Annotated in this window: 16 protein-coding genes; 7 read left to right on the forward strand and 9 right to left on the reverse strand. The window is 73.0% G+C overall.

The features are described 5' to 3' along the window. Window positions 1–25 precede the first annotated feature (25 nt). From AB0F04_RS25720 to AB0F04_RS25740, 5 genes are read left to right on the forward strand one after another with little or no spacing between them, the layout of a single operon-like run. Window positions 26–1,879, forward strand: a complete 1,854-nt coding sequence (locus AB0F04_RS25720; RefSeq protein WP_362044970.1) for an ABC transporter substrate-binding protein — start codon at window positions 26–28, stop codon at window positions 1,877–1,879. Window positions 1,880–1,897: 18 nt separating this feature from the next. Further along, window positions 1,898–2,947 (forward strand): ABC transporter permease, encoded by a 1,050-nt coding sequence (locus AB0F04_RS25725; protein WP_362044972.1) that lies wholly within the window; start codon window positions 1,898–1,900, stop codon window positions 2,945–2,947. Next, entirely contained in the window at window positions 2,944–3,858 is a 915-nt protein-coding gene (locus AB0F04_RS25730; protein WP_362044974.1) for an ABC transporter permease, read from the forward strand. The genes AB0F04_RS25725 and AB0F04_RS25730 overlap by 4 nt, the downstream gene beginning before the upstream one ends. Then, a complete protein-coding gene (locus tag AB0F04_RS25735; RefSeq protein ID WP_362044976.1) occupies window positions 3,855–4,907 on the forward strand; it encodes an ABC transporter ATP-binding protein in 1,053 nt (350 codons plus the stop codon). The genes AB0F04_RS25730 and AB0F04_RS25735 overlap by 4 nt, the downstream gene beginning before the upstream one ends. Further along, entirely contained in the window at window positions 4,904–5,977 is a 1,074-nt protein-coding gene (locus AB0F04_RS25740; protein ID WP_362044978.1) for an ABC transporter ATP-binding protein, read from the forward strand. Before AB0F04_RS25735 ends, AB0F04_RS25740 begins: the two co-directional genes overlap by 4 nt. Here the strand turns inward: AB0F04_RS25740 and AB0F04_RS25745 are convergent. The 9 genes from AB0F04_RS25745 to rimP all read right to left on the reverse strand — a co-directional run bounded on the left by AB0F04_RS25745 (window position 5,974) and on the right by rimP (window position 17,856). Next, complete coding sequence (locus AB0F04_RS25745; protein WP_362044980.1) at window positions 5,974–6,927, reverse strand: bifunctional riboflavin kinase/FAD synthetase; 954 nt, start codon at window positions 6,925–6,927, stop codon at window positions 5,974–5,976. The two genes, AB0F04_RS25740 and AB0F04_RS25745, sit on opposite strands and share 4 nt — an antisense overlap. A 170-nt stretch (window positions 6,928–7,097) precedes the next feature. Continuing rightward, window positions 7,098–10,625, reverse strand: coding sequence for a trypsin-like peptidase domain-containing protein (locus tag AB0F04_RS25750; protein ID WP_362044982.1), 3,528 nt, complete (start codon window positions 10,623–10,625; stop codon window positions 7,098–7,100). Between the two features lie 254 nt (window positions 10,626–10,879). Next, a complete protein-coding gene (gene truB / locus AB0F04_RS25755; protein ID WP_362044983.1) occupies window positions 10,880–11,785 on the reverse strand; it encodes a tRNA pseudouridine(55) synthase TruB in 906 nt (301 codons plus the stop codon). Next, window positions 11,782–12,234, reverse strand: coding sequence for a 30S ribosome-binding factor RbfA (gene rbfA, locus AB0F04_RS25760; RefSeq protein ID WP_053668669.1), 453 nt, complete (start codon window positions 12,232–12,234; stop codon window positions 11,782–11,784). The genes truB and rbfA overlap by 4 nt, the downstream gene beginning before the upstream one ends. Before the next feature lie 32 nt (window positions 12,235–12,266). Continuing rightward, the gene (locus AB0F04_RS25765) at window positions 12,267–12,560 is read right to left on the reverse strand and encodes a DUF503 domain-containing protein (protein ID WP_030853207.1); all 294 of its coding nucleotides are present in this window, start codon (window positions 12,558–12,560) and stop codon (window positions 12,267–12,269) included. A 133-nt stretch (window positions 12,561–12,693) separates the two neighbouring features. Next, the gene (gene infB, locus AB0F04_RS25770) at window positions 12,694–15,813 is read right to left on the reverse strand and encodes a translation initiation factor IF-2 (RefSeq protein ID WP_362044985.1); all 3,120 of its coding nucleotides are present in this window, start codon (window positions 15,811–15,813) and stop codon (window positions 12,694–12,696) included. 145 nt (window positions 15,814–15,958) lie between these two features. After that, a complete protein-coding gene (locus AB0F04_RS25775) occupies window positions 15,959–16,255 on the reverse strand; it encodes a YlxR family protein (protein ID WP_362044987.1) in 297 nt (98 codons plus the stop codon). Between the two features lie 102 nt (window positions 16,256–16,357). Next, window positions 16,358–17,356 (reverse strand): transcription termination factor NusA, encoded by a 999-nt coding sequence (gene nusA, locus AB0F04_RS25780; RefSeq protein WP_362044989.1) that lies wholly within the window; start codon window positions 17,354–17,356, stop codon window positions 16,358–16,360. A gap of 2 nt (window positions 17,357–17,358) precedes the next feature. Further along, window positions 17,359–17,856 (reverse strand): ribosome maturation factor RimP, encoded by a 498-nt coding sequence (gene rimP / locus AB0F04_RS25785; RefSeq protein WP_362044991.1) that lies wholly within the window; start codon window positions 17,854–17,856, stop codon window positions 17,359–17,361. Between the two features lie 226 nt (window positions 17,857–18,082). Between rimP and AB0F04_RS25790 the strand changes: the two genes are divergently transcribed. Both AB0F04_RS25790 and AB0F04_RS25795 read left to right on the forward strand, forming a co-directional pair. Then, window positions 18,083–18,616: a hypothetical protein gene (locus AB0F04_RS25790; RefSeq protein ID WP_362044993.1), complete on the forward strand. Its 534-nt coding sequence runs from the start codon at window positions 18,083–18,085 to the stop codon at window positions 18,614–18,616. After that, on the forward strand, window positions 18,613–19,077 hold the full coding sequence (locus AB0F04_RS25795) for a ferritin-like domain-containing protein (RefSeq protein WP_362044995.1): 465 nt from the start codon (window positions 18,613–18,615) through the stop codon (window positions 19,075–19,077). Before AB0F04_RS25790 ends, AB0F04_RS25795 begins: the two co-directional genes overlap by 4 nt. Window positions 19,078–19,094: the final 17 nt, after the last annotated feature.

The raw sequence follows: 19,094 nt of genomic DNA on the forward strand, positions 1-19,094 counted from the left end.
CCGAGCGATGACGCGAGGTCCGACCATGGGCACGAACGATCAGAAACGCAGCCTCCCGCACGGCCTCCGGCTCGTCGCCCTGGCCGGGGCGGCGGCGCTCACCCTCACCGCCGGTCTCGCGACCCCGCTCGCCCCGGCGCCCCAGCAGGCCCGGGCGGCCGACGACGGCAAGAAGGTGCTGACCGTCGCCGTGGCGCAGAGCGTGGACTCGCTCAGCCCGTTCCTGGCCGTCCGGCTGCTCAGTACGAGCATCCACCGGCTCATGTACGAGTACCTGACGAACTACGACCCCAAGGACAACCGGGCCATCGCGGGCCTGGCCACCAAGTGGGAGCCGTCGGCGGACAAGCTGACCTGGACGTACACGATCCGCTCCAATTCCACGTGGTCGGACGGCGAGCAGGCCACCGCCGAGGACGCGGCGTGGACGTTCAACAAGATGATGACCGACTCCGGCGCGGCCACGGCGAACGGCAGCTACGTGGGGAACTTCAGGAGGGTGACGGCCCCGAACCCCACCGAGCTGGTCATCGAGCTGAAGAAGCCGCAGGCCACGATGGCCGCGCTGGACGTGCCGATCGTGCCGAAGCACGTGTGGGAGAAGGTCTCGGACTTCTCCGAGTTCAACAACGACACGAGTTTCCCCGTGGTGGGGAACGGGCCGTTCGTGCTGAGCGGGTACAAGGCCGACAGCTACGTCCGGCTCAAGGCCAACAAGAGCTTCTGGCGCGGGTCGCCGAAGTTCGACGAGCTGGTCTTTCGCTACTACAAGGACCAGGACGCGGCCGTGTCGGCGCTGCGCAAGGGCGAGGTGTCCTTCGTCGCCGGGTCCCCGTCCCTGACGCCCGCTCAGGCGGAGTCGTTGAAGGGCGCGGACGACATCCAGGTCAACGACGCCCCCGGCCGCCGCTTCTACGCCCTCGCCACCAACCCGGGCGCGAAGGCGAAGAACGGCGAGAAGTTCGGCGACGGCCACCCCTCCCTCCTGGACCAGCGGGTGCGCAACGCGCTGTTCCGGGCCGTGGACCGCGAGGCCATCATCGACAAGGTGTTCCGGGGCCACGCGGTCGAGGGCGAGGGTTACATCCCGCCCCGCTTCCAGGATTACTTCTGGAAGCCCTCCGCGGACCGGAAGCTGGCGTACGACCCGGCCGAGGCGGCCCGGCTGCTCGACCGGGCGGGGTACAAGAAGAACGGCGACGGCAAGCGCGTCGGCAAGGACGGCAAGCCGATCACCTACCGCGTGCTGTGCCACGCCACCGACCCGAACGACAAGGCGGTCGGCAAGTACCTCCAGGAGTGGTGGGGCAAGCTCGGCATCGGGGTGCGGCTCAACTGCCTGGACAACGTGACCGACCCGTGGCTGGCCGGCAGGTACGACCTGGCGTTCGACGGCTGGTCGGTCAACCCCGACCCGGACTTCGTCCTGTCGATCCATACGTGCGGCGCGCTCCCGGCGACCCCGAAGGACACCGGCGCGACGGACAACTTCATCTGTGACAAGAAGTACGACGAGCTCTACGCCCGGCAGCTGAGCGAGTACGACCCCGCCAAACGGGCGGACATCGTCAAGCAGATGGAGTCGCGCCTGTACGACCTCGGGTACATGAACGTCATGGCGTATCCGAACGCGGTCGAGGCCTTCCGGACGGACCAGATCAAGTCGATCACGACCATGCCGGCGAAGGCGGGCAACATCTACGGCCAGGACGGCTACTGGAGCTGGTGGTCGGCGGTCCCCGCGGACTCCGGCGGCTCCTCCGACACCGCCTCGTCGACGGGGGTCGTGGTCGGGATCGTCGCGGGTGTCCTGATCCTCGGCGGGCTCGGCGCCTTCGCGGCGATGCGGCGACGGGCCACCGCCGAGGAACGCGAGTGAAGCGGCGAGCGGGTACTCATGACCGCTGACGCGACCCCCGCGCTGGTCGAGGACAAGCAGCAGGCGGCGGCCGGGCCGCGGGTGCGCGGGAGCTCCGCGTACCCGCGGTATCTGGCGGGCAAGCTGGCCGGTGCCGCCGTTTCCCTGCTCGCCGTCCTCGTGACCAGCTTCTTCCTCTTCCGCCTGATCCCCGGCGACCCGGTGAAGACCATGACGGGCGGCCGTCAGGTGTCGGCGGAGCAACTTGCTTCCTATCGCCGGGAGTTCGGTCTCGACCTGCCGTTGTGGCGGCAGTTCACGGACTACTGCGGCAAGGCGCTCACGGGTGATTTCGGGACGTCGTACCAGTTCCGCGCCCCGGTCGTCGACAAGATCACCGAGGCGCTGCCGAACACGCTGCTGCTCACGGGCACGGCGTTCGTCCTCTACACGGCGCTGGGCATCTTCCTCGGCACGCGCTCGGCGTGGCGGCACGGCAGGCTGGGCGACCGCCTCAACACGGGCCTCGCTTTGACGCTGTACTCCATCCCGTCCTTCTGGCTGGGGCTGCTGCTGATCATCGTGCTGTCGGTGGGCATCGGCCCGCTGCCCGGCATGTTCCCGACCGGCGGCATGGAGTCGGGGGGCGAGGAGGGCTTCGCATACGTCCTCGACGTGGCGCACCATCTGGTGCTGCCGGTGGTGACGCTGGTGGCCGTGGAGTACGGGCAGACGCTGCTGGTCACACGGTCGGCGCTGCTGGACGAGATGGGCAGCGACTATCTGACGACGGCGCGGGCCAAGGGGCTGCGCGACGACCTCGTACGCCGTCGCCACGCCGTGCCGAACGCGCTGCTGCCGACCGTGACGCTGATCTTCATCAACCTCGGCCGGACGGTGGCGGGCGTGATCCTCGTGGAGACGGTCTTCTCCTGGCCGGGGCTCGGCGGGCTGTTCTACCAGGCGCTGAGCGTGCCCGATCTGCCGCTGGTGCAGGGCTTGTTCTTCGTGTTCGCCGCCGCGGTGATCCTGATGAACACCCTCGCCGACCTGGTCTATCCGCTGCTGGACCCCCGGGTGGCCCGATGACGACGACGACCGGGCCGGCCTCGAGCCCACGCGCCCTGGCCCGGCAGCGGCGCCGGGCGTCCGTCGCCCGCTTCTGGCGGCAGTACCGCTCCGAACGGGCGGGGCTCTACGGGCTGGCCGCGCTGTCGCTGTGCGCGCTGCTGGCGCTGTTCGCGCCGCTGTTCGTCGGCTCCGACGTGAGCAGCGTGACCGACGCGCCGGGGCGTCCGATGCAGAGCCCGAGCGCCGGGTTCCCGCTCGGCACCGACCAGTTCGGCCGGGACCTGCTGGGCCTGGTCATCTGGGGTTCGCGGGTGTCGCTGCTGGTCGGGCTGCTCGCCGCCGTGCTGTCGGTGGCGATCGGCACCCTGATCGGGGTGACGGCCGGGCACTTCAGGGGCTGGTACGCGACGGTGATGATGCGGATCACCGACTGGTTCCTGGTGATGCCGACGCTCGTGCTCGCCATCGCCCTGGCGACCGTGATGTCCCGCTCGCTGACCACGACCGTCGTGGCGATCGGCGTGACCACCTGGCCGACCACGGCCCGGCTGGTGCGCGCCCAGACCCTCGCCGTGGAGACCCGGCCGTACATCGAGCGGGCGCGGGCGCTGGGCGGCGGCCACTGGCACATCATGTCCCGGCACGTCCTGCCCAATGTGATGCCGCTGGTGCTGGCCCAGACGACCCTGATCATCTCCTCGGCCATCCTCGCCGAGGCGACCCTCGCCTTCCTCGGCCTCGGCGATCCGACGGTCGTGTCGTGGGGCGGGCTGCTCCAGGACGCGCGGGAGGCGGGCGCGGTCAGTGCCGGGGACTGGTGGTATCTGGTGCCGCCGGGCATCGCCATCGCCGTGGTGGCGCTGGCCTTCACGCTCTGCGGCCGGGCCGTGGAGTCCGTCCTCAACCCCAGGCTGGGGGTGTCGCGTTGAGTCTGCTCGACGTCAGGAACCTGACCGTGACGTACGCGGGCGGGGCGGCCGCCGTGCGCGGGGTGGATCTGCGCCTGGAGGCGGGCCGGAAGCTGGGCCTGGCCGGCGAGTCCGGCTGCGGCAAGTCCACGCTGGCGCTGGCCCTGCTGCGGCTGCTGCCGGCGGGCGCCCGGATCACCGGGGAGGTGCTCCTCGACGGCGAGGACGTGCTGACCATGAAGTGGGGCCGGGTGCGGGCGGTCCGCTGGGCCGGGGCCTCTGTCGTCTTCCAGGGTGCGATGCACTCCCTCAACGCCGTGCACCGCATCGGCGACCAGATCACCGAGCCGATCCTGCTGCACCGGAAGGCGACCGCCGCCGGGGCGAGGAGGAAGACCGGCGAGCTGCTGGAGCAGGTCGGGCTGCCGGCCGCCCGCGCGGACGCCTACCCGCACGAACTGTCCGGCGGCCAGCGCCAGCGCGTCATGATCGCCATGGCGCTGGCCTGCGACCCCCGGCTGATCATCGCCGACGAGCCGACGACCGCGCTCGACGTGATGATCCAGGCCCAGATCCTGCGGCTCATCGAGCAGCTGGTCGCGGACCAGGACCTCGGCCTGATCATGATCAGCCACGACCTGGCGGTCCTCGCCGACACCTGTGACCGGCTGGCGGTGATGTACGCGGGCCGGGTGGTCGAGGAGGGACCCGCCCGGCAGGTGTACGAGGACGCCCGGCACCCGTACGCCCGGTCCCTGTCGGCGGCCTTCCCGCGCATCGGCGACCCGGCGTCCCGGTTCGCGCCACAGGGGCTGGCGGGCGACCCGCCCGACCCGGCCGCGCTGCCGTCCGGCTGCACATTCCATCCCCGGTGCCCGGTGGCGCTGGAGTCGTGTTCCGAGGAGGACCCGGTGCTGCGGGCCGCGGGGCCGGAGCGGCGGGCGGCGTGTGTGCTGGCCGGGCCGCCGGGAGCGGAGGATCGTGAGGCGGTTCGGGACGCGCGGGACCGTGGTGAACGGCCGTCCGGGACACCGGGGGCCCTGGAGGAAGCGAGGCCCGGCACGCCATGACCACGTCCCCCACGGCCCCCGAGGTCACCACGGCCCCGCTGCTGAGCGCCCGGGGCCTCCATGTCACCTTCCCCGGACGGCACGGCGGCCCGCGGGCCCGGGCGGTGGACGGCGTCGACCTCGACATCCGCCCCGGCGAGATCGTCGCGCTGGTCGGTGAGTCCGGATGCGGCAAGACGACCCTGGCGCGCAGTCTGCTCGGCCTGGTCGCCCCGACGGCGGGCCGGGTCACCTTCGACGGCCGCCCGCTTCAGTACTCCGGCCGGTCCCTGAAGGCCTACCGCAAACGCGTCCAGCTGGTCCTGCAGGACCCGAGCGGCTCCCTCAACCCCCGTCACACGGTGTACGACGCGGTCGCCGAGGGGCTGCGCATCCACGGCCACGGGGGCGACGAACGCACCGCGGTCGCCGAGGCCCTGTCCCGGGCCGGGCTGCGTCCCCCGGAGCGCTTCTTCCTGCGCTATCCGCACGAACTGTCCGGCGGGCAGCGCCAGCGGGTGGTCATCGCGGGCGCGCTGGTCCTGGCGCCCGAACTTCTCGTCGCCGACGAGCCGGTGGCCTCCCTCGACGCCTCGGTACGCGGGGAGATCCTCGCCCTGTTGCTGCGACTGCGCACCGAGCTGGGTCTGTCCGCCCTGGTCGTCACGCACGACCTGGGCCTGGCGTGGAACATCGCCGACCGGGTCGCCGTGATGTACCTGGGCCGGATCGTGGAGACGGGAGCGGTGGAGCAGGTCCTGACAGCGCCCCGGCACCCCTACACGCAGGCGCTTCTGTCCGTCCTCCCGGAGGCTCCGGGCACCCCGGTGGTCCTCACGGGCGAGCCCCCGGACCCCTCGCGCATCCCGTCGGGGTGCCGCTTCCACGTGCGATGCCAGATCCTGGCGGGCGGCGAGGCGGAGCGGGCGGGCGTGGCGGACGCGTGCAGACACCAGGACTTGGAGGTGCTCAGCGGGGGCGGTGACTCGCAGGTCGCTTGTCACTGGGCGGTTTCGTCTTCGCCCCTCAGGGGCGCGGGGAACTGCGCGACCAGCCACAACGCACCCGCAGACGGCCCGCTAGGAGACTAGGCAGCCCCCTCGGCCGCCACCAACTCCCTGCACTTCTCGACGTCCTGCCCCATCTGAACCAACAGCGCATCCAACGTGTCGAACGTCGCCTGCCCCCGCACGAACGCCAGGAAGTCGACCGCGACATGCAAGCCGTACAGATCGAGCCCCACCCGGTCGATGGCGTACGCCTCCACCGTCCGCTCGGTCCCCTCGAACTGCGGATTCGTCCCCACGGAGATCGCCGCCGGCATCGCCTCGCCCTGGGCGTGCAGCCAGCCGGCGTACACCCCGTCGGCCGGAATGGCGGTGTGCGGCAGCGTCTCGACGTTGGCCGTGGGGAAGCCCAGTTCGCGCCCGCGCTGCGCGCCCCGGACGACGACGCCCTCCACCCGGTGCGGACGCCCCAGGATCTCCGCCGCGCCCCGGACGTCGCCCTCGGCGACCAGCCGCCGCGTCAGCGTCGAGGAGAACGGCTCCCCGCCGCCCGCCTCCCCCGTCACGTACAGGTCGACGACCTCGACCTCGAAGTCGTAGGTCTTGCCCTGCGTGGACAGGAACTCCACGTTCCCGGCGGCCTTGTGGCCGAAGCGGAAGTTGGGGCCCTCGACGACGGCCTTGGCGTGCAGCTTGTCGACCAGGACCTTGACGACGAAGTCGGCCGGGGACAGCTTCGAGAACTCGGTCGTGAAGGGGAGGATGAGCACCGCGTCCACGCCCAGGTCCGCCATGAGTTCGGCGCGGCGGTGGTGCGGGGCGAGCAGCGGCGGGTGACTGCCCGGGCGGACGACCTCGCTGGGGTGCGGGTCGAAGGTCACGACGACGGCGGGCACGCCCAGTTCCCGGGCGCGGTCCACGGCATGCCGGATGATCAGCTGGTGACCGCGGTGCACTCCGTCGTAGGAGCCGATGGTGACGACGCTGCGCCCCCAGTCCTGGGGGATGTCCTCCAAGCCACGCCAGCGCTGCACTGTGCCTGCTCCTTGTCGAAAACTCGTCGAACCCGTGTCCGGTCGGTTTTTCCGTCGTTGCCTCGTGCGCAGGTCTAAGGGTGCCATGCCGGGTGCCTCGTGCCCGCATCGGCATGGGGGCTGTGACAGGGCGCACGGCACCGGCCTGCGGCCCGGCCCCGGAGGGCCGGTCACACGGGGACGGTGGTGCCCGCCAGGCTCTCGATCGTCCGGCGGGAACTCGGCCCGACCAGCGCCGCCCATTCCCCGGGTGCGGCGGCCAGCCAGCCGGCCGCGCGGGCGGCGAAACCGGGCACGTGCCGGCCCAGGTCGACCAGGGCGCGGTCGAAGCGGGTGGCGCCCTGCGGGGTGCGCACGAGGAGCAGTCCGACGCGGTGGACGAGGTCGCGCAGGTCGTCGCCGCCGTTGCGGGCGGCGGCGTGCAGCAGCGCGTCCAGGACGTCGGTGTCGTGCTCACGGGCGAGGAGCACGTCGCGCAGTTCGCGGCGCAGCGGACGTGAGGCGGGGATGCCGGGCGGGGTGAGGACGGGGGCGAGGGCGCAGCGCAGCCGCACGTCACCGTCCTCCAGCAGGCCGGTGACCAGCGGCAGGAGCACGGGCCGGGCGTCGGGGCCGCGGTCGAGCCGCTGGTCCGCGTACGCGGCCACCTGCCCGGCGAGTTCCGGCCGCCCGCGCGCCGCCCGGCACAGCAGCGCGGCGATCCGCCGGGCCAGGCCCGGCGGGGTCGCGTCGGCGAGTGCCCGCAGTGCCTCCTGTGCGTCCGGGCGTTCCAGCCGGGCCGTGAAGGCCCCGAGGACCGGCTCCGGGTCGGTCAGGAGGGCTCCGGCCAGTGCGTCCGGGGAGAACCGCGGGTCGCCCGCCGCGAAGTGCTCCAGCGCCCGTGGGAGGTAGCGGGCCCGGGTGTGCGGGTCCTGGACGAGGAGGGCGAGTGCGCCGCCGTGCAGGGCGCGGTCGGCGGGGCGGGCGAGCAGGGTGAGGGCCGCGTAGCGCAGCAGGGCGCGGTCGCCGCCCGTGCTCACGTGCGGCGCGACGCGCAGTCCGTGCGCGACCGCGGCGCTCCGCCGCGCGGGCCGCTCGTCGCGCGCCCACCGGTCGGCGGCCCGGCACACCGCGGACGGCTCCTCCTCGGCGAGCACCGCGAGCAGTTCGTCGGCCCGGGGGTGCGCGCGGTCGACGAGGACGTCCGTCAGCTCGTCCAGGGCGGTGTGGCGGTGGGTGTGCAGCAGCGCCTGCGCGGCCGTGGCCGCGGTCGCGTGCGGGGTGGCGGGCAGCGGCTGCTCGTCGTCGAACCAGCGGGCGAGCTGGGGTTGCACTGCGGTGGGGTCGGCGGTGAGGAGTCCGGCGACGGCGTCCAGGAACCGGGGCCCGGCCTCGCACGGCGGCCCGTCGGCATGGACCAGCCGCCGTAGCAGTGCGCAGCGCGTCGCCTGCGGGAGCCGTACGCCGGTCCAGAAGGGGGGCCCGAGCTCCTCCGGCACGGGCCGCTCCTGCCGCCGCCAGGCCACGATCCGGTCGGCGAGCCGGTGCAGCACCTCCGTGTACGGTGCCGCGTCGGGCAGGGCCGACAGGGTCCCCGCGAGCAGCCGCACGGCCCACCAGGACCGCGGGTCGGCGTCCAGCGCGTGCACCAGGTCCGTCAGGCGGGAGGCCAGGTGATCCGCGCCGTGCTGGCGGGCGAGGCACAGCAGGGCCTGGATCACCGGCCCGATGCGGTGCCGCGGCACGGGGCCGGGCTGCGCGTCCTCGCCGCGGTGGACGAGGGCGTGCAGCGCCTCGTCGAGGTCGAGGTGCATGCCCTGGAGCCAGTCGGCGAGCCCCTCGTGGGCGAAGCGGTAGCCGGGCCCGGCGGGCACGAGCAGTCCCTCGGCGAGCACGGCCGGCGCCCAGCCGGAGCAGCCGCCGAGCCGCTCGGGACCGGTGCCCCACGGGAACACCGCCTCGAACGCCTCCCGGTCCAGGTCGCCCTGCCCCGGGCCGAGGCCGCGCCGGGCGGCTTCGTGCACCTGCCCGGCGACCTTGGCCGCCAGCCGGCGTACGGCCGTGCCGTGCAGGCCGTTGCCGGTGGCCAGCCGGGTGGCGATGCGCAGCGCCATCAGGTCCAGGTAGGCGGAGAAGACCTCGTCCCGGCCAACGGGGCCCGCGAGCAGGACCGGCGTGTCGGACGCGTCGGTGAGCTCGTCCCTGATCTCGGCGAGCAGACGCAGGGTGAGGGGGTGCCGGGCGCCGGTGCCGTCGAGGGCGCCCTCGGCGATGCCGTACCGCAGCCGGGCCTCCCGGGCCTCGTCCTCGCCGAGGTCGCCGAGCCGCACGCACTCCGGACGGCGCAGCAGGCCGGACACCTCCTCCCAGTACTCCGGCCGGCAGGCCACCACCAGCCGCGCTCCCGTCTTCCCGAGCCACCGCAGGGTCCCGTCCGCCCAGTCGGCCAAGCGGCGGGCCGCCGCCGGGGGCATCTCCTCGGGGCCGTCCAGGAGCAGCAGCAGGGGCCGGCCGGACGCACCGGCGAGGCGGGCGAGGCGCTCGGGTGTCATGTCCTGCGGGCCGGCGGGCCGGGGCAGGGAGGGCGGAGGCGGGGCCTGCGCACCGGCCACGACGGGGACGGCCCGGGTCAACGCCCTGCGGACCGCGTCCGCCACCGACGTGTCGTCCTCCCGCAGGTCGCAGCCGCGCAGCCAGAGCGTGGGATGCCCGCCGCGGGCGCGGCGGGCGGCGAGCGCGGCGAGTTCCGTCGTGCGACCACTGCCGGGGGCTCCGACGAGACCGAGGACGGCCGCCGTGCCTGCCGCGAAGGCGTCGAACCGGGCGGACACGCCCGCCCGTTCGACCGGTTCCGGCACTCCGGTCCCGCCGGGCGGACCGTCCAGAACCACCGCTGCGCCGGTCACTTCCAGCACTCCGGCGAGGTTCAGATCTACGCCGTAGGCGGGTACCGTCGCGGCGTTCTCGGCGAGCAGTCCGGCGAGCGGGCCCGCCGCTCCGGCGACCCCCGCTCGCAGCGGTACGGCGAATCCGACGTCGCGATGGCCGGAGCTGAGCGCGGTGCCGAGGACTCCGACGACGGCGCCGGTGGCGGCGTCGAGCACGGGGCCTCCGGCCGCTCCACCGCCCAGCCGCAGCGCGTCCCGCCCCGCCGTGCCGACCGCCAGCTCCAGCGCGCCGTCGAGGCGGTGGGAGCGGTCCGTGGCCGTGTACGTCACGGAGGCCGGGCCCAGCACCCGCGCCTCGCGCCAGCCGCCCGCGGGGATCCGCACATAGGCGCCGGTCGCCGCCGCGTCCCGCACGGTGACGGGCAGCGGCGGCACGCCGAGCCCCTCGGTCCGCACGAGGGCCAGGTCCAGCGCGGGCAGCGGGGTGACCGCGTCGGCGGACACGACCCGGCGGCGGTCGCCGGGCCCCTGCAGCACGAGCCGGGACAGGCCGTCGACGGCCTCGTGGCTGGTGATCAGAGTGCCGTGGTGGTCGGCCAGGAAGCCGGTGCCGCGGGGGCGGCCGGCGAGGTCGCGGACACGGACGAGGCGGTCGTCGGGGGCCGCCCCTTCCTCATGCCCTGCCGTCCCGGAGTCGAGGAACGCTCCGCCCTCGCGCATGACTCTTCGGGGGCCGGGCACCGCCCCGCCCTCGTGCTCTGCTGTTCCGGGACGGTCCGGGAAGTCCTGGGAGCTGCCGTCCCGCTCCCGCGACCGGTTCCGCGACGCCATCGTCGAGCCTCCCCGCCGTACACCCCTGCCCTCGTGTTCGACGGTAGGGGCGAGATGATCAGCGGGACAGACCGCTCTGTGAAAGCGCCCCCTTCCGCTCCCCCGGTTCACTCCGAGCGCCCGCACAAACGGGTGAAGGAACGGGCACGGCTGGATACGCCTAGAGGTGGGGGAACCGAGGGGGGACCGTGGAGCGGCGGCAGTGGAGGTACCCGTGGCCGCCGCTCCACGGGCGGACACCCGCTCCCGGGCCGTCAGGCGAAGACGGCCAGACTCCTGGCCTTGCCCCGCTGCTCCTCGACGAGCGCGAGGAAGCGGCCCTCGGGGTCGAAGACGGCGACGGGGCCGGAACCCGCGTAGGTCTCGGGCATCTCCAGCCGGACGCCGTTGGTGAGCAGCTTGGCCCGCCGTGCGTCGACGTCCCACCGGGGGAAGGCGGCAGCGGCGGCCTCGGCGATCGGCATCACGGTCAGCTCCTGCTGGAGCTGGTCGAGGGTGCGGGCCGCGTCCAGCTTGTAGGGGCCGACGCGGGTGCGGCGCAGCGCGGTGAGGTGGCCGCCGACCCCCAGACCGGCGCCCAGGTCGCGGGCCAGCGCCCGGATGTAGGTGCCGGAGGAGCAGACGACCGAGACGACCAGGTCGAGGACGGCCGTGCCGTCGTCGGCGACGGCGTCCCGGACGTCGTACACGCCGAAGGACGAGACCGTGACCGGCCGGGCCGGGATCTCGAACTCCTCGCCCTCCCGGGCCCGCTTGTACGACCGCACGCCGTTGATCTTGATGGCGCTGACCTTGGAGGGCACCTGCATGATGTCGCCGGTCAGCGCGGCGATGCCGGCGTCGATGGCGTCGCGGGTGACCTTGGAGGCGTCCACGGAGGAGGTGATCTCCCCCTCGGCGTCGTCCGTGAGGGTGTTCTGCCCGAGCCGGATGGTGCCCAGGTATTCCTTCTCGGTCAGCGCGAGGTGGCCGAGGAGCTTGGTGGCCTTCTCGACGCCGAGGACGAGGACACCCGTCGCCATCGGGTCGAGGGTGCCGGCGTGCCCGACGCGTCGCGTCCTGGCGATGCCGCGCATCTTGGCGACGACGTCGTGCGAAGTGAAGCCCGACGGCTTGTCGACGATGACAAGGCCGTCGGGCGTGGTGGGCTTCTGGGTCATTCGGCGCTGTCGTCCGTCTCGTCGTCCTCGTCGGGCTTGCGGTACGGGTCGGCGTCGCCGGCGTACTTCGCGCCCGCGGACGCCTCGCGCACCTTCTCGTCGGACTGGCGCGCCTTGTCGAGGAGGTCCTCGATGGTGCGGGCGTTGTCCGGGAGGGCGTCCATGACGAAGGTCAGGGTCGGCGTGAACTTCACGCCGGCGGCCCGGCCCACCTCGGAGCGCAGGATGCCCTTGGCGCTCTCCAGGCCTGCTGCGGCCTCGTTGCGCTCCTCGTCGTCCCCGTACACCGTGTAGAAGACGGTCGCCTCCCTCAGGTCACCGGTGACCCGGGTGTCCGTGATGGTGACGTGCGAGCCGAGCCGCGGGTCCTTGATCCCGCGCTGCAGCTTCTGGGCCACCACCTCTCGGATGAGGTCCGCCAGCCTTTTGGCGCGCGCGTTGTCGGCCACTGGTCCGTCTCCTTAAGTGCTTACTTGTTGCTTCAGTCTTCGTCGCTGTGGAGCCTGCGTCGAACCGAGAGCAGTTCGACTTCGGGCCGCCCGGCGACGAGCCGCTCACAGCGGTCCAGGACGTCGGTGAGGTGACCCGTCTCCCCTGAAACCACCGCGAGCCCGATCTCGGCCCTGCGGTGGAGGTCCTGGTTACCCGTCTCGGCCGCGCTCACCCCGTACTTGCGCTGGAGTTCGGCCACGATCGGACGGACGAGAGAGCGCTTCTCCTTGAGCGAGTGGACGTCGCCGAGGAGGAGGTCGAAGGACAGAGTCCCCACATACATGTGTGTATCCGGATGTCCCGCCGGTTCGGGGTACGGGCGCCACGCTTCGACGCCGATACGGGAACCGTACACGCAACGGCCGGGGCCGATCGACGGAATAACTCCCGCCGACCGGCCCCGATCGTGGCTCAGGTCAGACGCGCGGCTTCTCGCGCATCTCGTACGTCGCGATGACGTCGTCGACCTTGATGTCGTTGAAGTTGCCGAGGTTGATACCGCCCTCGAACCCTTCGCGGATCTCGGTGACGTCGTCCTTGAAGCGACGCAGACCCTCGATGTTGAGGTTCTCCGCGACCACCTTGCCGTCGCGGATGAGGCGCGCCTTGGTGTTGCGCTTGACCTCGCCGGAGCGGATGAGAACACCCGCGATGTTGCCCAGCTTGGACGACTTGAAGACCTCGCGGATCTCCGCCGTACCGAGCTCGACCTCTTCGTACTCCGGCTTGAGCATGCCCTTGAGGGCCGCCTCGATCTCCTCGATCGCCTGGTAGATGACCGAGTAGTACCGGACGTCGACACCCTCGCGCTCGGCCATCTGCTGCGCACGCCCGGCGGCGCGCACGTTGAAGCCGATGACGATGGCGTCGGAGCCCATGGCCAGGTCGATGTCGGACTCCGTGACCGCACCGACACCGCGGTGCAGGACGCGGATGTCGACCTCTTCGCCGACGTCCAGCTGGAGCAGCGAGGACTCGAGCGCCTCGACGGATCCGGAAGCGTCACCCTTGATGATCAGGTTCAGCTGCTGGACCTCGCCGGCCTTGAGCACCTTGTCCAGGTCCTCGAGCGAGACGCGGCGCGTGCGCTTGGCGAACGCGGCGTTGCGCTCACGGGCGGCGCGCTTCTCGGCGATCTGACGGGCCGTACGGTCCTCGTCGACCACCAGGAAGTTGTCGCCCGCACCCGGGACGTTGGTCAGGCCGAGGACCTGGACCGGCGTCGACGGGCCGGCCTCGGCCACACTGTTGCCGTTGTCGTCGTGCATCGCCCGGACTCGGCCGTACGCGTCGCCGACCACCATGGTGTCGCCGACCCGCAGCGTGCCTCGCTGGACGAGGACCGTCGACACGGCACCGCGGCCGCGGTCGAGGCGGGACTCGATCGAGATGCCCTGCGCGTCCTGGTTCGGGTTGGCCCGCAGGTCGAGCGAGGCGTCGGCGGTGAGGACCACGGCCTCCAGCAGGGAGTCGATGTGCAGACCCTGCTTGGCGGAGATGTCGACGAACATCGTGTCGCCGCCGTACTCCTCGGCCACCAGGCCGTACTCGGTCAGCTGACCGCGCACCTTGGTCGGGTCGGCGCCCTCGACGTCGATCTTGTTGACCGCGACGACGATCGGGACGTCGGCCGCCTTGGCGTGGTTGAGCGCCTCGACCGTCTGCGGCATGACGCCGTCGTTGGCCGCGACGACCAGGATCGCGATGTCGGTCGACCGCGCACCACGGGCACGCATGGCGGTGAACGCCTCGTGACCCGGGGTGTCGATGAAGGTGATCTTGCGCTCTTCGTCGTTGACCTCGGTCGCGACCTGGTAGGCACCGATGTGCTGGGTAATGCCGCCGGCCTCGCCCGCGATGACGTTCGTCTTGCGGATGGCGTCGAGGAGCCGGGTCTTACCGTGGTCGACGTGACCCATGACGGTGACGACGGGCGGACGGACCATCAGGTCCTCCTCGTCGCCCTCGTCCTCGCCGAACTCGATGTCGAAGGACTCGAGGAGCTCGCGGTCCTCCTCCTCCGGGCTGACGATCTGAACCGTGTAGTTCATCTCGTCGGCGAGGAGCTGCAGCGTCTCGTCGGAGACGGACTGCGTGGCCGTGACCATCTCGCCGAGGTTCATCATGACCGCGACGAGCGACGCCGGGTTGGCGTTGATCTTCTCCGCGAAGTCGGTGAGGGAAGCACCGCGCGACAGGCGAACGGTCTCGCCGTTGCCGCGAGGCAGCATCACACCGCCGACCGACGGGGCCTGCATGGCCTCGTACTCCTGGCGCCTCTGCCGCTTCGACTTGCGGCCACGACGCGCGGGACCACCGGGACGGCCGAAGGCACCCTGCGTGCCACCACGGCCACCGGGACCGCCGGGACGGCCACCGAAGCCGGGACGGCCACCGCCGCCGGGACCACCGGGACGACCGGCGAAACCGCCGCCACCGCCACCGGGACCACCGGGACGACCGGCGAAACCGCCACCGCCGCCACCGGGACGGCCGGCGAAGCCGCCGCCGCCCGGACGACCGCCGCCGCCACCGGGACGACCGCCGCCACCGGGACCGCGGCCGCCGGGGCCACCGCCGGGACGCGGGCCGGCAGCCGGACGCTGCGGCATCATGCCGGGGTTCGGACGCGGACCGCCAGGACCGCCGCCGGGACGCGGGCCGCCGCCCTGCGGACGGGGCATGCCGCCCGGGGTCGGACGCGCGCCACCGGGAGCCTGCGGACGAGGACCGCCGCCGGCACCCTGCGGACGGGGACCGCCCTGGCCGCCCTGGCCCTGCGGACGCGGGGCGCCACCGGGCGCACCGGGACCGCCGGGACGCGGGGCACCGCCCGGACGGGGCGCCTGCGGGCGCGCCATGCCGGTGGAGCCGCCGGAGGTGAAGGGGTTGTTGCCCGGACGGGGACCCGCCGGACGGGCGCCGGGACGCGGGGCGCCGCCACCCGGACGCGGAGCGCCGGGACGGTCGCCGCGGTCACCACGGCCCTGGCCGCCCTGGCCGGGACCGCCCGGACGCGGGGCACCCGGACGCGGGGCCTGGCCGGCCGGACGCGGGGCGCCCGGACGCGGTCCGGAGCCCTGACCCTGGCCCTGGCCCTGAGAGGCGGCCGGGGCGGCGGGAGCCGACGGGGGCGCCGTGAACTCGGGCGTGGTCGGAGCCGGAGACGCCGGGGCGGGCCGCGGCGCGGGCTTCGGGCCCGGGGTGGGACGGGGGCCGGGAGTGGCCGGCGCGGCCGGAGCCGCGGGCTTCTCGGCGGCGGCCGGCTTGGGGGCCGGCGGGCGCGGGGCGGCCGGACGGGCGGCCTGCGCGGGAGAGGGGGCACCCGGCTTCGCCGGGGCAGCCTTGCGGGCGGGGGCGGGCTTGCCGCCTCCGCTGCCCTGCTGGAGGGCGTCCGTCAGCTTGCGTACAACGGGCGCTTCGATGGTCGAAGACGCCGAACGGACGAATTCACCGAGTTCCTGGAGCTTGGCCATGACGACCTTGCTCTCGACGCCGAACTCCTTGGCGAGTTCGTAGACCCGGACCTTAGCCACTTCGCTCCTTTGAGGTCCGGGTTGCGTCCGGACCGTCGCTAGTTCATGGGCGTACTCATCGCGTACTCATCGAGTGCTCATCGCAATCTCGACCTGCTTTCGACTCGCGAGGTACCTAGCCGCACGGGATTCCGTGCGGCACGTCTTACGGTGTTGCCTGCTCGGCAACTGTCGTCTGCTCGACGTATCGGCGCAACGCCTTTGTGTCGAGCGGCCCCGGGACGCGCAGTGCCCGCGGGAACGCCCGGCGGCGAACCGCCTGGTCGAGACAGACCGGTGCGGGGTGAACGTACGCACCCCGGCCGGGCAGCGTACCGCGTGGATCAGGGACGCACTCGTCCTTGATCGCCACGGTCCGCAGCAGTTCGGCCTTGGCCGCTCGCTCCCGACACCCCACACAGGTGCGTTCAGGGCATGCGCGGGCGCGCGTCCGGCCAGACACTGCTAAGTCTACCTCCCCGTACGCTCCTCACCCCTTTGGGGCAGGATTCGAACAGTTGCCGCGCGGGAACCTGTCGTGATCTGAACGGCGCGCGGCTTGGATCTATTCCTGGGTGCCGGCCGCGGCCGGTTCGGTGTCCGGGCGGATGTCGATCCGCCAGCCGGTCAGCCGGGCCGCGAGGCGGGCGTTCTGCCCCTCCTTGCCGATGGCCAGGGACAGCTGGTAATCGGGCACGGTCACCCGGGCCGACCGGGCCGCCATGTCCACGATCTCCACCTTGGAGACCCGGGCCGGGGACAGCGCGTTCGCCACCATCTCCCCCGGGTCCTCCGACCAGTCGACGATGTCGATCTTCTCACCGTTCAGCTCGCCCATGACGTTGCGCACACGGCCGCCCATGGGGCCGATGCAGGCGCCCTTGGCGTTCAGGCCGGAGCGGGTGGACCGGACGGCGATCTTCGTGCGGTGACCGGCCTCTCGGGCGATCGCGGCGATCTCCACCGACCCGTCGGCGATCTCCGGCACCTCCAGGGCGAAGAGCTTCTTCACCAGGTTGGGATGCGTACGCGAGAGGGTGACGGAGGGCCCGCGGACGCCCTTGGCCACCCGGACGACGTAGGTGCGCAGGCGCATGCCGTGGGGGTAGGTCTCCCCCGGCACCTGCTCCTGCACGGGCAGGATGGCCTCGAGCTTGCCGATGTCGACGAGCACGTTCTTCGGGTCGCGGCCCTGCTGGACCACTCCGGTGACGATGTCGCCCTCGCGGCCGGCGTACTCGCCGAGCGTCGCGTCGTCCTCGGCGTCGCGCAGGCGCTGCAGGATGACCTGCTTGGCCGTGGTGGCGGCGATACGGCCGAAACCGGACGGGGTGTCGTCGAACTCGCGGGCCTCCTGGCCCTCCTCGAGGTCGTCGGGGTCCTCCTTCGCCCACACGGTCACATGGCCGGTCTCCCGGTTGAGCTCCACGCGCGCGTGGCGGCGGCTTCCCTCGGTGCGGTGGTAGGCGATGAGGAGGGCCGACTCGATCGCCTCGACCAGCAGGTCGAAGGAGATCTCCTTCTCCCGAACCAAGCCCCGCAGGGCGCTCATGTCGATGTCCACGGCTACGCCTCCTCTTCCTTCTTGTCCTTGCGGCTGAACTCGACCTGTACACGCGCCCGGGTGATGTCGTCGAAGGCGATCCGGCGCGTGGTGGCCTTGCGGCCCTTCACGCCGGGCACCTCGGTGTCGACACCCTCGTCGTCGACCTTCAGGATCCTGGCGACCAGCTCGCCGCCCTCGGCCAGCTGGAACTTCACCAGCCGGTCCGTGGCGCGGACGTAGTGGCGGTGTTCCGTGAGGAGGCGCTCCGCGCCGGGGGTGCCGACCTCGAGGGTGTACTCGCCCTCGCCCATCGCGTCCGTCTCGTCGAGTTTCGCCGAGAGCGCGCGGCTCACATCGGCGATCTGGTCCAGGTCGGCGCCCGTGTCCGAGTCGACGACGACGCGCAGCACACGCTTGCGTCCGACGGAGTCCACCTCGATCTCCTCGAGATCCAGGCCCTGGGAGCTGACGAGCGGTTCCAGTAGCTCTCGCAGCCTCTCGCTCTGGGTGGTGCTCATCCGGGTGACTCCTCGGCCGCGTGTGCTGTTGTGGGATGGGTCGCGTGTCTGGTCAAAGGGTATCCGGTCGCGGGGAGTGTTGCCGTCCACCCGGTCACGAACGGTGCCGCTGAGTGATGCCGCACCGCGGCCCGGGTACCGTGATCACGGGCGCGCAGCCCGTGCGGTCCCTTCTTTCCCGCATCCTTCTCGAAGTTTCTCGACACGAGCCCCGAGGACGTCTGACGTGCCGTTCCCCCCATCGCCGCGTACCCGCTCGGGGCCGCGCAGAAGGAGTCTGCTGGCCGCCGCCCCGGCGGCCCTCGCCCTGACGGGCTGCACCGGCGGGGACTCCGGCGGCCCGACCGCGGACGGCGGGGCGGCCGCCGACCGGGCACGCGCGCGCGCCGCCCGCGACAGCGAGGGGCTGGCGGAGCGCTACGACGCGGTGATCGCGGCCCGGCCGGGGCTCGCGGACCGGCTGCGGCCGCTGCGCGAGGAGGTCGTACGGCACGCGCAGGCGTTCGGCGGTGGCCGGAAAGCATCGCCCTCGGCGTCCCCGTCGGCTTCGGTGTCCGCGTCGGCCTCGCCCTCGCCCTCCCCGTCCGTGCCGGGGAACGACAAGGACGCCCTCGCCGGGCTCGCCGCGGCGGAGCGGGAGCTGGCCGACCGGCGGGTCAGGGCGCTGGGCGGGGTTCCGGGTGAGCTGGCGCGGCTGCTGGCGTCGGTGGCGGCGGCCGGGGCGGCGCACGTGTATCTGCTGACGGAGGGTGGCGCGTGAGCGCGGAGAAGGACCGGGAGCTGCGGGCTCTGCAGGCGGCGCTGGCGGCCGAGCACGCGGCGGTCTACGGATACGGCGTCGTCGGCGGGCGGATCGGCAAGGGGCAGCGCACCGAGGCGGTCGCGGCGTACGACGCGCACCGGGCACGCAGGGACGCCCTGGTGCGCGAAGTGAAGGATCTGGGGGGCCGGCCGGTGGCCGCGTCCGCCGGTTACGCGCTGCCCTTCCCCGTGCCGGACGCGGCGGCGGCCGTGCGGCTCGCCGCCGAACTGGAGGACCGGGTGGCCGGGGTGTACGCCGATCTGGTGCGCGCGGCGGGTGGCGTGCGCCGGGCCCTGGCCGCCGAGGCGCTGCGGGAGGCGGCGGTGCGGGCGGTGCGCTGGCGCGGCGAGAGCGTAGCCTTCCCTGGGCTCGCCGAGCGGGCCGGGACGGCCCCGCCCTCGGCGGCGCCGACGGCGTGACCCCCGCGGGGCACGCA

The sequence above is a fragment of the Streptomyces sp. NPDC029041 genome, assembly GCF_040637515.1.
Taxonomy (GTDB): Bacteria; Actinomycetota; Actinomycetes; order Streptomycetales; family Streptomycetaceae; genus Streptomyces.